Origin of the sequence: Isoptericola halotolerans (assembly GCF_045689585.1) — a bacterium.
GTDB classification, from domain to species: Bacteria; Actinomycetota; Actinomycetes; order Actinomycetales; family Cellulomonadaceae; genus Isoptericola; species Isoptericola halotolerans_B.
In genome coordinates this window covers 849,654-862,359 of the sequence record NZ_CP140108.1, presented here as the reverse complement: position 1 = coordinate 862,359, position 12,706 = coordinate 849,654, and the positions used below count along the sequence as shown (strand labels likewise).

Here is a 12,706-nt window from a genome sequence, read left to right as displayed (position 1 = left end):
TGTGCCGACGTCAGGTGCGGGCGGGGGCCCGTGCCGTCGAGCAGCCCGTCCCGGGGAGGAGGCCGTGCCTGCGGGCACCGGCCTCCCTCAGACGGTGCGGTCGTGGGGCGTCGCAGGGGGACGACCCACGACCGCACCGTCTGCTCGCCGACCGGTCTGCGGCGGGATCAGACCAGGGCGCGGAGGTCGACGGTGAGGTTCTCGACCGCGCCGGGGACGAGCGCGTAGTAGGACCAGCGGCCGCGCTGGGAGCGGGTGAGCAGCCCGGCGTCGACGAGGATCTTCAGGTGGTGGCTGACGGTCGGCTGGCTGAGCCCGACGGGTGCGGTGAGGTCGCAGACGCAGGCCTCGCCGTCCGGTGACGTGGCGACGGTGGACAGCAGGCGGACGCGGGTGGGGTCGCCGAGCGCCTTGAACACCTGCGCGAAACGCTGCGCCTCCTCGGCGTCGACGGCGGCGCGCAGCGGCGTGCAGCACGTCTCGGCCGCGGGGGGTCCCGACGCGAGGGGGAGCAAGGTCGTCATCCCTCCATCTTGCCACGCATCGAAGTCTATGGATACGTTGATCCCGACACATTGACGTTCTTCGATGAGGGAGTAGGCATGGAGACGAAGACGCAGCACCCGGTCGTGGTGATCGGCGCGGGCCCCGTGGGGCTCGCCGCCGCGGCGCACCTGCTGGAGCGCGGACTGGAACCGCTCGTGCTCGAGGCGGGTGACGGCCCGGGCGCCGCCGTCGCCGACTGGGGTCACGTGCGGCTCTTCTCCCCGTGGCGTTACTGCGTGGACGCGGCCGCCCGTCGGCTGCTCGAGGCGGACAGCACCTGGCGCGAGCCCGACCTCGACACGCTCCCCACGGGTGCGGAACTCGTCCGTGACTACCTGACCCCGCTCGCCGCGACGCCCGCGCTGCGTGACCGGATCCGCTACGGCACCCGCGTCACGGCCGTCGCGCGCGACGGGGCGGACCGCACCCGTTCCCTCGGCCGCGAGCGCCGCCCCTGGCTCGTGCGGACGGAGTCCGACGGCGGCACGCGCGACCTGCGGGCCGCTGCCGTCCTCGACGCATCGGGTACCTACGGCCGGCCGAACCCCCTCGGCGCCAGCGGGCTCCCGGCGATCGGCGAGCCCGAGGCGGCGGCCTTCCTCGCCGGGCCGCTCCCCGACGTGCTCGGCCGCGACCGCGACCGGTTCGCCGGTCGCCGGGTGCTGGTGGTGGGCATGGGGCACTCCGCGGCGAACACGCTGCTCGCCCTGACGCACCTGGCGGACGAGGAGCCGGGCACGGAGGTCGTGTGGGCGATCCGCGGCGGGTCGCCGCGCCGCCTGTTCGGCGGGGGCACCGACGACGAGCTCCCGGCCCGCGGCCTGCTGGGTACGCGGCTGCGCGAGGCGGTCGACGCGGGCCGCCTCGAGCTGTGGACGCGGGTGGGGATCGAGCATCTGGAGGCGACCGACGGCCGTCTCCGGGTCTCCGGGACCGGGCGCGCACCGGGCGAGCGTGCCGAGGGGCCGTTCGACGCCGTCGTCGACGTGGTCTCGGCCGCGACCGGCTTCCGTCCCGACCTCGACATGCTGCGCGAGGTCCGGCTCGACCTGGACGACGTCGTGGAGGCGCCGGCACGGCTGGCGCCCCTCATCGACCCGAACCTGCACTCGTGCGGCACCGTCTCGCCGCACGGCGAGAGCGTCCTCTCGCACCCCGACGAGGGCTTCTACCTCGTGGGGATGAAGTCCTACGGGCGGGCGCCGACCTTCCTGCTCGCCACGGGCTACGAGCAGGTCCGCTCGGTGGCCGCCGCGCTGGCCGGCGACCGCGCCGCGGCCGACGCCGTCGAGCTCGAGCTGCCCGAGACCGGCGTCTGCTCCACCGACGTGGCCGACGACGGCGAGACTGCCGGGGCGTGCTGCGGCGGGTCGGCCGAACCGCAGCTCGTCAGCCTGGGAGTCGGCGCGCCCGCAGGCGCCCCGGCGGTCGGGTTCGCCACCGGGGTCCTGCACGGCCGCTCGGGCGACGACTGACGGCCAGCGCGCAGGACGCGGCGGTGGACGGCGGCGGCGCTCGCCGCTGTCGCCGTCGTCGTCCTGGCGCTCGCCGCGTGCGCCGCCGGGCCGTACCCGGCCCTCGACATCGGCGCCGCCGTGGGTTGACGGGTGGGCGCCCGATCCCGCAACGATAGATGGTGATCGATTGGTCACGCTGTCGCGGGGCGGCGTTCACCGACTGTTCACATAGACCGCGTTCTATCTATCTCGTCCGACAGGAAACCGGGCGGGTCGAGTCCCGCCCCAGCAGACGGGATCACAGACGTGCTCAAGAACCACAAGCGTGCAGCAGCATTGATCGGCGCAACCGGCCTGGCGCTGTCTCTCGCCGCCTGCGGCGGCTCCGACACACCCGGCGACGAGGCCGCGAACGGCGCCGGGGGCGGCGAGAACGGCGAGGCGATGGCCGGATCGGTCGTCATCGACGGGTCGTCGACGGTCGCCCCCAACACCGAGGTGGCCGCCGAGCTCTTCGGCGAGGAGCAGCCGGACGTCCGCGTGTCGGTCGGCGTCTCCGGCACCGGTGGCGGCTTCGAGAAGTTCTGCAACGGTGAGACCGACATCTCCGAGGCCTCCCGGCCGATCAAGGAGGACGAGGCGCAGCGCTGCGAGGAGAACGGCATCTCCTACGCCGAGCTCGGGATCGCCAACGACGGTCTGGCCGTCGCGGTGAACCCCGCGAACGACTGGGCGCAGTGCCTGACCATCGAAGAGGTCAGCTCGATGTGGCGGCCCGACGGCCCGGTCGACTCCTGGGCGGACGTCCGCGACGGTTTCCCCGACGAGCCGATCACCCTCTACGGCCCGGGCTCCGACTCCGGCACCTTCGACTTCTTCACCGAGGAGGTCAACGGTGAGAGCGGCGCGATCCGCGCCGACTACAACGACATCGGTGAGGACGACTTCGGCGCTGTGCAGGGGGTCGAGGGTGCGACCGGTGCGACGGCCTTCATCCCGCTGTCCTTCGTCGAGGAGGCCGGGGACGCCGTGCGTGCCGTCGAGATCGAGAACGAGGACGGCGAGTGCATCGCGCCGTCGCTCGACACCGTCATGGACGGGACGTACAACCCGCTGGGTCGGCAGCTCTACGTCTACCCGAGCGACACCGGGCTCGAGAAGCCCGAGGTCCAGGCGTTCCTCGAGTTCTACATCCTCAACCAGGCGCAGATCGCCGAGGAGGCCGGCTTCATCCCGCTGAACGAGGACCAGGAGCAGGTCGCGGGCGACGCGCTCGCCGAGCTGGTCGGCTGATGCGTCCCGCCGGCCCGGGACCCGTCGGGTGCCGGGCCGGCGGTCACGTCCGTCCTCGCCCGTCCACGAAAGAGCAGGTCGCATGACAACCGTCTCGGGTCTGACCGAGCCGCCCTCGGTCGAACCGCCCCTCTCGCTGGAGTCCTCGAGCCGCCGCATCGGGGAGAAGCTGATCGCCGTCTGGCTCTTCTGCGCGGCCGGGCTCGCCGTGCTCATCACCGTGGGGATCGTCCTGGCGATCATCGGCCCGGCGATCGAGTTCTTCCGCGAGGTGCCGTTCTCGCGGTTCTTCTCCGCGGAGCCCTGGGCACCTAACTTCGTGCCCGACGGGTTCGGCGTCTACAACATCCTCGCTGGTACCGCCGCGATCGTGCTGTACTCCTGCGTCATCGCGCTGCCGGCAGGCCTGGGCGCCGCGATCTACCTCAACGAGTACGCGAGCCACCGGGCGAGGCAGGTCCTCAAGCCGGTCCTCGAGGTTCTCGAAGGCATCCCGACGGTCGTCTACGGTCTCTTCGCCCTGGCCTTCGTCGCACCGGTCCTGCAGTCGGTCTGGCCCGAGTTCCTGCCGGGAAAGCTGGGGGAACCTCCTGGCTTCCAGTTCGTGCTCAGTGCGGGGGTCGTCCTCGGGATCATGATCATCCCGACGGTGGCATCCGTCTCCCAGGACTCGATGAGCGCCATCCCGAGCGGGCTGCGCGAAGCTGCCTACGGCCTCGGCAGCACCAGGATGCAGGTGGCGACGAAGGTCGTCGTACCGTCCTCGTTCTCCGGGATCGTCGCCTCCTTCGTGCTGGGGCTCTCCCGAGCTGTCGGCGAGACCATGGTCGTCCTCATGGCGGCCGGTGCGATCGCCAACCTGACGCTCTGGCCCAACGACCCGGTGCTCACCATGACGGCCTTCATCGGGCGCACGGCGACCGGCGACGTCTCCACCGGGACGATCACCTATTACACCGTGTTCGCCGTCGCCGCACTGCTGTTCGTCATCACGCTGCTCGTCAACATGATCAGCATCGCCCTGGTCCGTAAGTTTCGAGAGGTCTACGAATGAGACAGTCCGGCCGTACCCGGATCGCGGTCGACGCTGCTCGCGTCGACACGACGTCGCTGCAGCGGCGGGGCATCGACGTCAAGGGAGAGCTGTTCCGAGCGGTCCTCCTCCTGTGCATCGTCGTCGCCGTCGTCATGCTGGCCACGCTCCTGGTCTACGTGACGATCGCCGGGTGGCCGCGCCTCGACTCGAATCTCTTCACCCAGATGCCCTCGACCCGCGACCCCGAGACGTCAGGGTTTCTGCCGGCCATCGTCGGCACGATCTACGTCATGGTCGGGGTGCTGGTCACCACCGTGCCCATCGGCGTGAGCGCGGCGGTCTATCTCGAGGAGTACGCCGACCCGGACAAGTGGTACAACCGTCTGATCGAGATCAACATCCAGAATCTCGCTGCGGTCCCCTCCATCGTGTTCGGCATCCTCGGGCTGGCGTTCATCGTCCGCGGACCGTGGGGGCTCGGATTCGTGGCCTTCGCCGGTTCGCTGACCCTGATGATGATGGTGCTGCCCACGGTGATCATCGCCTCGCGGGAGGCGATCCGCGGGGTCCCCAGCACGCTGCGACAGGCGTCGTTGGGACTCGGCGCGACACGGTGGCAGACCGTTTCCCGCCAGATCCTGCCCGTGTCGTTGCCCGGCATCCTCACCGGGACGATCCTTGCGATGTCTCGCGCCATCGGTGAGACGGCACCGCTGCTCCTCGTCGGGGCGACGACGTTCGTGCGGTTCCTTCCCGAGGGCTTCTTCGAGGGCGCCTACTCGGTGATCACCGTCCAGATCTTCCAGTGGGCCATGCGCCCGCAGGACGAGTTCCGGACCCTGGCCGCGGCCGGATCCATCGTGCTGGTGGTCCTGCTCCTGCTGATGAACTCCGTCGCGATCTGGCTGCGCAACAAGTACAGCCGAGCGTACTGACCCCGATGACCGTCCGGAAGAAGGATCCCGAGATGACTGACCAGGCAACACACGCCGTCGCGACCACGAGCGGCAGTGCGCAGGGCGCGTCCGCCGTCGCACCGGTGTTCGCGACGCAGGACCTCAACGTGCACTACGGCGACTTCCACGCCGTGACCGACGTGACGATGGACTTTCAGAGGAACGAGATCACTGCGCTCATCGGCCCCTCCGGGTGCGGCAAGTCGACCGTGCTGCGCTGCTTGAACCGGATGAACGACCTTGTCCCGGTGGCGCGGGTGTCGGGTGAGGTGCGCTACCACGGCATCGAGCTCTACGGGCCGAAGATCGATCCGATCGAGGTGCGGCGTCGGATCGGCATGGTCTTCCAGAAGGCGAACCCGTTCCCCAAGTCGATCTACGACAACATCGCCTACGGGCCACGGGTGACCGGGATGAAGGTCGAGAGCATGGACGACCTCGTCGAGGAGACGCTCCGGCGCGCGGCGCTGTGGGACGAGGTCAAGGACAAGCTGAAGCAGAACGCCTACGGCCTCTCGGGCGGCCAGCAGCAGCGGCTGTGCATCGCACGGGCGATCGCGACCAACCCGGACGTCGTCCTCATGGACGAGCCCTGCTCGGCCCTGGACCCGATCGCCACCCTGCGGATCGAGGAACTGATGGCGGAGCTGCGGGAGCGCTACACGATCATCATCGTGACGCACAACATGCAGCAGGCCGCCAGGGTCTCGGACCGCACCGCCTTCTTCACCGTGACGGTCAACGAGACCACCGGTGACCGGACGGGCGGGCTCGTCGAGTTCGACTCGACCGCGACGATCTTCGAGAACCCGTCCGACCAGCGGACCGAGGGCTACATCTCCGGGCGGTTCGGGTGACCACCATGGCGATCGCTGAACCGTCGATCGTCCACGGCACCATGGACACCGTCGTGCTCGTCGACCCTGCTGTCGAGGACGGAGACCAGCTCGGTGCGGGGATGCGTGAACGGGGCGTCGCCTTGCAGACGTTCACGGACCCGCTGCTGGCGATCGCGCGGCTCGGGAGGGAGCCCGCCCAGGCGGTCGTCGTCGCTGCCCGGCTCGGCACACGGATCTCCGCCCAGGTGGCGGGGATCGTCCGCGACGAGTTCTCGCTGCCGGTCCTGCTGGCCTACGACGGTGCTGACGTCGACCTCATCGGGCCCGCTATCCTGGCCGGTGCGCAACCGCTCGTCCATCTGCCGTACGACCCGGCCGAGCTGGCTGCCGCTGTCCGCCAGGTCCGGCCGGTGCGCCCGGCACCTGCCGTGGTGCGTGCCGGAGAGCTCCTCCTCGACCCGGCAAGCTATGACGCACAGCTCGCGGGGCGCGGCATCGACCTGACGATGCTCGAGTTCGAGGTGCTCTTCGACCTGGCCTCACGGCAGGACCACGTCGTCTCTCGGGCCGACCTGGTCGCACGGTGGCCGGAGTCGTCGGACCCGGACGAGAAGCTCATCGGCATCGTCGCCCGCTTGCGACGCAAGCTCGAGGCGCTGGATCGTGCCGGTGCCATCCACACAGTTCGTGGCGTCGGCTACCGGTTGGAGTCCTGGGTGTTCCGTCCTGCGCGACCGTGAGCGACCGTTCGGCCGTCGCTCTACGCCTCAGCCTGCGGGACGTACCAGCTCGTTGAGCAGGTCCTGCACCCGGGCCGTGATGTCGTCGACGATCCGGCGGATCTCTGCGGCGGACCGGCCGACCGGGTCGACGATCGGCCAGTCGCGGTACTGCCGACCGGGCACCACCGGGCATGCATCTCCGCAGCCGAGCGTCACGACCACTCCGGAAGCCCTGACCACCTCGTCGGTGAGAGGTCGAGGCAGCTCGGTGAGCTGATCGATCCCGCGTCGTGCCAGCTCGTACCGGACCGCCGGGTCGATCTGTGACCAGGGTCTCGTCCCGGCGGTCCGAACCCGGACGCGGTCTCCTGCCGCGGCGCGGAGCACCGCGGCAGCGATCTGGGAACGGCCGGAGTTGTGGACGCAGACGAAGAGCACGGCGCGGTCCGGGCCGAGCGCCCCGCTTCCGACAGGTGCGACGAGGGCTGCGAGCCGCTCGGAGGCGAAGCGCGCCGTCAGCGCCGGCAGGTGTTGGCGCACCCGAGCGCGCGACGCGAGGAGGTCGTAGCTGTCGGCCACGAATCGGGCGACGGTCTCGGGCGCCAGGACGTGCGCGTAGTCCTCCGAGAGGTCGCTCGTGATACGTGCCAGCAGCCGAGCGTGGTCTGTCGGGTCGACCGGGCCCGGGTGCTTCGCCGTGGGTACGGCAAGGGTCGCCCCGCCGAACCGCACCAGCGCGTCGGGCGTCGGCCGGAACGCGGTCTCGCCACCTTGACCTTCCAGCGGAGCGACCAGTCCGACCTCAGCCATGGCCTCCAGATGAGCGCGAAGAACCTCTGTGTCCCCGTCCGGCCCGGCGAGGAGCCGAGCTGTCGGCTGTCCCGACGGGTCGGTGATCACCAGCGAGAGGATGCGCAGGCGATCTGGATCCGACATCGCCACGACCTGACGGAGGCGCAGCTTTTCGTGCTCGTCGTGAGGGTTCATCGAGCGCCTCGTCGGGCTGGTGACGGACGAGACTTCACCGGAGCAGGTCGCCGACGGCGTCGAGGCGCGCGGGGTCGATCGCGTACCAGACCTCGCGCCCTTCTGGTCGTCGGTTGAGGATTCCCGCCTCTCTCATCACTTTCACATGGTGCGAGACGGTCGGTTGTCGTAGCCCCAGTGCTCGCGTCAGGTCGGAGACCCGTGCCGCGCCATCGGGTGACGCCCGCAGGATGCCGAGGATCTGCAGCCGGGTGGGATCCGAGACGACGCGCAGCACAGCAGCCGTGGATTCGGCCAGCTCTCGGCTGAGAGTGAGCCGGAGCCCGGGGGTGGGTGCCGAGGCGGAGCCGTGGGCTGGCTCTGCGGGCACCGGACTCATGACGGAAGCATAGCCCGCCTTCGATGTGTTCAGCCGCGTGATCCCATGATCGGGCGCTGATCCCGGGCTTTCTCTCAGGAAGTGGACGGCGAGTAGACCCGTAAGGGACCATAGGTAGGATGTATCGCACAGACTCGTCGAGGAGGAGGTCACCCGTGCCCGGACACGACGTCGTGGACGCCCACCACCACCTGTGGGCGCGGGCGCGCACGCCCCAGGACTGGATCGACCCCGAGACGATGGCGGCGATCGACGCCGACTTCGCACCGGCGGACCTGCCCGCCGTCGACCACGGCGTCTCGACGACCGTCGTGGTGCAGACCGCCAGCCGTTGGGCGGAGTCCGAGGAGCTGCTCGCGCAATGTGGTTCGGCCGCGGGACGTGCGGCCGGTCTGGCCGGCGCGGTGGTCTGGGCCGACCTGCACGCCGACGACCTGACGGCGCGGCTGGACGCACTGCGTGCCGGCCGCGGAGGGACGCACCTCGTCGGCGTGCGGACCATGGTCCAGGCCGAACCCGACCCCGCCTACCTCGATCGCGAGGACGTGCGACGGGGCGTCGCCGCCGTCGGGGCCGCCGGGCTGCCGTTCGACCTGGTGCTGCACGATGGGCAGATCCCGGCCGCGGCACGACTGGCCGCCGCGCTGCCGGAGGTGATGTTCGTGCTCGACCACCTCGGTAAACCCCGTCTCGACCGGTACGCCGACGGCACCGGAGATGCTCTGGACGCCTGGCGCAGCGACCTTGCCGCCCTGGCCGCGCGCCCGAACGTCGTCGCGAAGCTGTCCGGCCTCGTCACCGAGGCGCACTGGGAGTCCTGGACCACCGACGACCTGCGACCGGCCGTCGACCACGCGTTGTCCACCTTCGGGCCGGACCGGCTGATGTTCGGCTCGGACTGGCCCGTCTGCCTGCTGGCCAGCGGCTACGGCCGCTGGCTCGGCGCCGCTCGGGAGCTGCTCGCGCCGCTGGGCGACGCCGAGCAGGACGCGATCTGGGCCGGGACGGCCCGCCGCGTCTACTCCCTGCCCCCGCACCCGAAGGAGAACCCGTCGTGACCACCAGCACCCCAGCCCTCGAGCTCGACGGCGTCCGTGCCGTCGTCACGGGCGGCGCGTCCGGCATCGGTGCCGCGATCGCGACCGCCATGCTCGCCCGTGGCGCGCGCGTGACCTCGATCGACCGGTCCACGGACGGCGTCCCCGAGGGTGCGCACGCCGAGGTCGCCGACGTCACCGACGACGCGGCGGTCCGCCGCGCGATCGACGGCGCCGCGGCCGCCATGGACGGTATCGACGTGGTGGTCAACAACGCGGGGATCGGGGCGCAGGGCACCGTCGCCGACAACGACGACGCCGAGTGGCTGCGGGTCCTCGACGTCAACGTGCTGGGAATCGTCCGCGTCACTCGCGCCGCGCTGCCGTACCTGCAGACCTCCGAGCGTGCCGCCGTCGTCAACACCTGCTCGATCGCGGCGTGGACGGGGCTGCCGGCACGCGCGCTGTACTCCGCGTCCAAGGGCGCGGTGCAGTCGCTCACGCTCGCCATGGCGGCCGACCACGTCCGCGAGGGGATCCGCGTCAACTGCGTCAACCCCGGGACCGTCGATACGCCGTGGGTCGGTCGGCTGCTCGACCAGGCCGACGACCCTGCCGCCGAACGCGCCGCGCTCGAGGCGCGACAGCCCACCGGCCGGCTGGTCAGTCCCGAGGCCGTGGCGCACGCCGTGTGCTACCTCGCCAGCCCGCTCGCCGCGGCCACCACGGGTGAGGCGCTGGCCGTCGACGGCGGGATGCACGGCCTGCGGGTGCGCCCGCGGAGCGACTCATGACGGCGCCCGTCCTGCCCACGCGCCAGGTGCGCGACACCTCGGTCCGGCTGACCTCCCTCGGCTACGGCGCCGCGCAGGCCGGCAACCTCTATCGCCCCAGCACCGACGCCGAGACGGCCGACGCCTTCGAGACCGCGTGGGACCTCGGGATCCGCTACTTCGACACCGCCCCGCACTACGGACTCGGTCTCTCCGAGCGCCGCCTCGGCACCGCCCTGCGGCACCGGCCCCGCGACGAGTTCGTCGTGTCCACCAAGGTGGGCAGGATCCTGGCGCCGTCGCCCGGCACGGCGCACCTGAAGGACACCGAGGGTTTCGACGTGCCCGCCGAGACCCGGCGGGTGTGGGACTTCTCCCGCGACGGCGTGCTGCGCTCGCTCGAGGCCAGCCTGCAGCGCACCGGACTGGACCGCATCGACGTCGTCTACCTGCACGACCCCGACGAGCACTGGGAGTCCGCGTCCCGCGAGGCCGTGCCCGCACTCGTCGAGCTGCGCGAGCAGGGCGTCGTCGGGGCCATCGGCGCGGGGATGAACCAGTCCGCGATGCTGGCCCGGTTCGTCCGGGAGGCTGACGTCGACGTCGTGATGTGCGCCGGACGGTTCACCCTCCTGGAACAGCCCGCGCTCGACGACCTGTTGCCGGCCGCCACCGAGCGTGACGTCGCCGTCGTCGTCGCCGGCGTCTACAACTCCGGGCTGCTCGCCCGCGAGGTCCCGCCCGACGACGCCACCTACGACTACACGCAGGCGCCCGCCGATCTGATCGACCGCACCCGGCGCATCGCCGCCGAGTGCACCGAGCACGGCACCACGCTGCCCGCCGCCGCGCTGGCCTACGTGCGGGCGCACCCCGCGGTCGCCAGCACCGTCATCGGCGTGCGCAACCCCGACCAGGTGCGTCAGGCTGAAGAACGGCACTCCGCCGTCGTCCCCGACGAGCTCTGGACGGCGCTCGTCGAGCAGGGCCTCCTCGCCGAGGCCGCCGCCCCGGCCGCCCTGCGCTGACTTCCGAACCCACCACCGATCGACCACGAGGACACTGATGCACCTGCTCCGCCTGGGCCCTGCCGGCCAGGAGACCCCCGCCGTCGTCGAGAACGGCACCACCTACGACCTGCGTCCGATCACCGCGGAGATCGACGGCGACTTCCTCGCCGCGGACGGTGTGGCCGCCGTGCGTGCCGCACTCGCCGACGGGTCCCTGCCCGAGCTGACCGGCGCCGACGACCTGCGCCGCGGCGCCCCGGTGGCCCGCCCGACCGCCGTGATCTGCATCGGGCAGAACTACGCCGCGCACGCCGCGGAGTCGGGGGCGCAGCCGCCGACCGCCCCGATCGTGTTCTTCAAGCACCCGAACACCGTGGTCGGCCCCGACGACACCGTCCCTGTCCCGCCGGGATCCGAGAAGCTGGACTACGAGGTCGAGCTCGGCGTCGTGATCGGACGGCGTGCCAGCCGTGTCGCGTCACCGCAGGAGGCCATGGAGCACGTCGCCGGATACACCGTGGTCGACGACGTCAGCGAGCGCTCGTGGCAGATCGACGAGTCGTTGGGCCAGTGGTCCAAGGGCAAGTGCGGGCCGGCGTTCGCCCCGACCGGTCCGGCGCTCGTACCGGCCGACGAGCTGGACGCCGACGGTCTGCAGCTGAGGTCCTGGGTCAACGGCGAACCCCGCCAGGACTCGACGACGGCCGACATGATCTTCGGCGTGGCCGCCATCGTCCACGACCTCTCGCAGTACATGGACCTGGAGCCGGGCGACCTGATCTGCACCGGCACGCCGGAGGGCGTCGCCTTCTCGGGCCGGTTCGACTACCTGCGTGACGGCGACGTCGTGGAGGTCGAGATCGAGGGCATCGGTCGGCAGCGGCACGCGGTCGGGGACGCCTGAGGCCCGCGGGCGCGGCGCCGGAGTCCTGCATGCGGACGGCGTCGTGCTCGGCCGGGGTCAGGCGCCGTCGACGGGGAGCTCGGGCAGGGACTCCTCCACGCCGAGCAGGTGGTTGGCCATCCGGATCCGGGCGGCCTCCGGGTCGCCCGCGGCCAGGGCGCGCCAGACGGCGCGGTGCTCGCCGTGGGTGCGTTCTTCGGCACCCTCCTCGTGCAGGCCGCGCCACAGGCGTTCGCGCACGGTGCGGGTCGCCAGCGACTCGATCAGCGCCGCCATGACCGGGTTGCCCGTGTGCGCGGCGATGATCCGGTGGAACGCGATGTCGGCCTCGATGAATCCCTCGTGGTCGACGTCCGGCTGGCACAGGATGTGCTCCACCTGATCCAGGACGTCGCGCGCCTCGGCGAGCGCTTCGGGGGTGATGCGGGTGGCGGCCAGGGCCGCGGCCTCCGTCTCGAGCACGCGGCGCACGCCGTGGAACGGCCGGGCGCTGCCGTCGCCCTGAAGGTCGACGACGAACCCCATGGGGGAGAGCAGGCGGGCCGGGTCCAGGCTCGTGACATAGGTGCCGTCACCCTGGCGGGTGTCGACGATGCCCAGGATCGACAGCGCCCGGACCCCCTCGCGCAGGGACCCGCGCGAGACGTCGAGGGTCTCGGCGAGCTCCTTCTCCACGGGGAGACGGTCGCCGGGGCCCAGCTCCCCGTCGAGGATCATGCGTTTGATGCCGTCGACGACCTGGTCCGTGCGAGACATGCCTGCAGTAT

14 protein-coding genes are annotated in these 12,706 nt (G+C 71.3%); 10 read left to right on the top strand and 4 right to left on the bottom strand.

Going from position 1 to position 12,706, the window contains the following annotated elements:
* Positions 1 to 167: 167 nt before the first annotated feature.
* Positions 168 to 524, bottom strand: a complete 357-nt coding sequence (locus UQW22_RS04015) for an ArsR/SmtB family transcription factor (protein WP_407319594.1) — start codon at positions 522 to 524, stop codon at positions 168 to 170.
* A gap of 78 nt (positions 525 to 602) precedes the next feature.
* On the opposite strand from UQW22_RS04015, the gene UQW22_RS04010 reads away from it, so the two are divergent.
* From UQW22_RS04010 to UQW22_RS03985, 6 genes are all read left to right on the top strand, one after another.
* On the top strand, positions 603 to 2,021 hold the full coding sequence (locus UQW22_RS04010) for an FAD-dependent oxidoreductase (protein WP_407319593.1): 1,419 nt from the start codon (positions 603 to 605) through the stop codon (positions 2,019 to 2,021).
* A gap of 288 nt (positions 2,022 to 2,309) precedes the next feature.
* Positions 2,310 to 3,296, top strand: a complete 987-nt coding sequence (locus tag UQW22_RS04005) for a PstS family phosphate ABC transporter substrate-binding protein (protein ID WP_407319592.1) — start codon at positions 2,310 to 2,312, stop codon at positions 3,294 to 3,296.
* 82 nt (positions 3,297 to 3,378) lie between these two features.
* Positions 3,379 to 4,350 carry a phosphate ABC transporter permease subunit PstC gene (gene pstC / locus UQW22_RS04000; RefSeq protein WP_407319591.1) on the top strand — a complete coding sequence of 324 codons (972 nt, stop codon included), beginning with the start codon at positions 3,379 to 3,381 and terminating at the stop codon, positions 4,348 to 4,350.
* Positions 4,347 to 5,267, top strand: a complete 921-nt coding sequence (gene pstA / locus UQW22_RS03995; RefSeq protein WP_407319590.1) for a phosphate ABC transporter permease PstA — start codon at positions 4,347 to 4,349, stop codon at positions 5,265 to 5,267. Before pstC ends, pstA begins: the two co-directional genes overlap by 4 nt.
* 32 nt (positions 5,268 to 5,299) lie before the next feature.
* Positions 5,300 to 6,145, top strand: coding sequence for a phosphate ABC transporter ATP-binding protein PstB (gene pstB, locus UQW22_RS03990; RefSeq protein WP_407319589.1), 846 nt, complete (start codon positions 5,300 to 5,302; stop codon positions 6,143 to 6,145).
* A gap of 5 nt (positions 6,146 to 6,150) precedes the next feature.
* Positions 6,151 to 6,867, top strand: a complete 717-nt coding sequence (locus UQW22_RS03985) for a winged-helix domain-containing protein (RefSeq protein ID WP_407319588.1) — start codon at positions 6,151 to 6,153, stop codon at positions 6,865 to 6,867.
* 27 nt (positions 6,868 to 6,894) lie between these two features.
* On the opposite strand, the gene UQW22_RS03980 is transcribed toward UQW22_RS03985, so the two are convergent.
* Positions 6,895 to 7,836, bottom strand: a complete 942-nt coding sequence (locus tag UQW22_RS03980) for a three-helix bundle dimerization domain-containing protein (RefSeq protein ID WP_407319587.1) — start codon at positions 7,834 to 7,836, stop codon at positions 6,895 to 6,897.
* Between the two features lie 34 nt (positions 7,837 to 7,870).
* A complete protein-coding gene (locus UQW22_RS03975) occupies positions 7,871 to 8,215 on the bottom strand; it encodes an ArsR/SmtB family transcription factor (RefSeq protein ID WP_407319586.1) in 345 nt (114 codons plus the stop codon).
* A gap of 155 nt (positions 8,216 to 8,370) precedes the next feature.
* Here UQW22_RS03975 and UQW22_RS03970 point away from each other — a divergent pair, with 155 nt between their 5' ends.
* Genes UQW22_RS03970 through UQW22_RS03955 form a run of 4 tightly spaced genes read left to right on the top strand, consistent with a single transcriptional unit; the run spans position 8,371 to position 11,939 of the window.
* The gene (locus UQW22_RS03970; protein WP_407319585.1) at positions 8,371 to 9,273 is read left to right on the top strand and encodes an amidohydrolase family protein; all 903 of its coding nucleotides are present in this window, start codon (positions 8,371 to 8,373) and stop codon (positions 9,271 to 9,273) included.
* Positions 9,270 to 10,046, top strand: coding sequence for an SDR family NAD(P)-dependent oxidoreductase (locus UQW22_RS03965; RefSeq protein WP_407319584.1), 777 nt, complete (start codon positions 9,270 to 9,272; stop codon positions 10,044 to 10,046). Before UQW22_RS03970 ends, UQW22_RS03965 begins: the two co-directional genes overlap by 4 nt.
* Entirely contained in the window at positions 10,043 to 11,053 is a 1,011-nt protein-coding gene (locus UQW22_RS03960) for an aldo/keto reductase (RefSeq protein ID WP_407319583.1), read from the top strand. Before UQW22_RS03965 ends, UQW22_RS03960 begins: the two co-directional genes overlap by 4 nt.
* A 37-nt stretch (positions 11,054 to 11,090) precedes the next feature.
* Positions 11,091 to 11,939, top strand: coding sequence for a fumarylacetoacetate hydrolase family protein (locus tag UQW22_RS03955; protein WP_407319582.1), 849 nt, complete (start codon positions 11,091 to 11,093; stop codon positions 11,937 to 11,939).
* A 57-nt stretch (positions 11,940 to 11,996) separates the two neighbouring features.
* Here UQW22_RS03955 and UQW22_RS03950 read toward each other — a convergent pair whose 3' ends face one another.
* Positions 11,997 to 12,695, bottom strand: coding sequence for a FadR/GntR family transcriptional regulator (locus UQW22_RS03950; RefSeq protein WP_407319581.1), 699 nt, complete (start codon positions 12,693 to 12,695; stop codon positions 11,997 to 11,999).
* Between the last annotated feature and the right edge of the window lie 11 nt (positions 12,696 to 12,706).

What these genes read in the sequence shown, in the direction of transcription:
- UQW22_RS04015 (WP_407319594.1), bottom strand. Translation starts at nt 524, where the DNA reads ATGACGACCTTGCTCCCCCTCGCGTCGGGACCCCCCGCGGCCGAGACG.
- UQW22_RS04010 (WP_407319593.1), top strand. Translation starts at nt 603, where the DNA reads ATGGAGACGAAGACGCAGCACCCGGTCGTGGTGATCGGCGCGGGCCCC.
- pstC (WP_407319591.1), top strand. Translation starts at nt 3,379, where the DNA reads ATGACAACCGTCTCGGGTCTGACCGAGCCGCCCTCGGTCGAACCGCCC.
- pstA (WP_407319590.1), top strand. Translation starts at nt 4,347, where the DNA reads ATGAGACAGTCCGGCCGTACCCGGATCGCGGTCGACGCTGCTCGCGTC.
- pstB (WP_407319589.1), top strand. Translation starts at nt 5,300, where the DNA reads ATGACTGACCAGGCAACACACGCCGTCGCGACCACGAGCGGCAGTGCG.
- UQW22_RS03985 (WP_407319588.1), top strand. Translation starts at nt 6,151, where the DNA reads ATGGCGATCGCTGAACCGTCGATCGTCCACGGCACCATGGACACCGTC.
- UQW22_RS03980 (WP_407319587.1), bottom strand. Translation starts at nt 7,836, where the DNA reads ATGAACCCTCACGACGAGCACGAAAAGCTGCGCCTCCGTCAGGTCGTG.
- UQW22_RS03975 (WP_407319586.1), bottom strand. Translation starts at nt 8,215, where the DNA reads ATGAGTCCGGTGCCCGCAGAGCCAGCCCACGGCTCCGCCTCGGCACCC.
- UQW22_RS03960 (WP_407319583.1), top strand. Translation starts at nt 10,043, where the DNA reads ATGACGGCGCCCGTCCTGCCCACGCGCCAGGTGCGCGACACCTCGGTC.
- UQW22_RS03955 (WP_407319582.1), top strand. Translation starts at nt 11,091, where the DNA reads ATGCACCTGCTCCGCCTGGGCCCTGCCGGCCAGGAGACCCCCGCCGTC.
- UQW22_RS03950 (WP_407319581.1), bottom strand. Translation starts at nt 12,695, where the DNA reads ATGTCTCGCACGGACCAGGTCGTCGACGGCATCAAACGCATGATCCTC.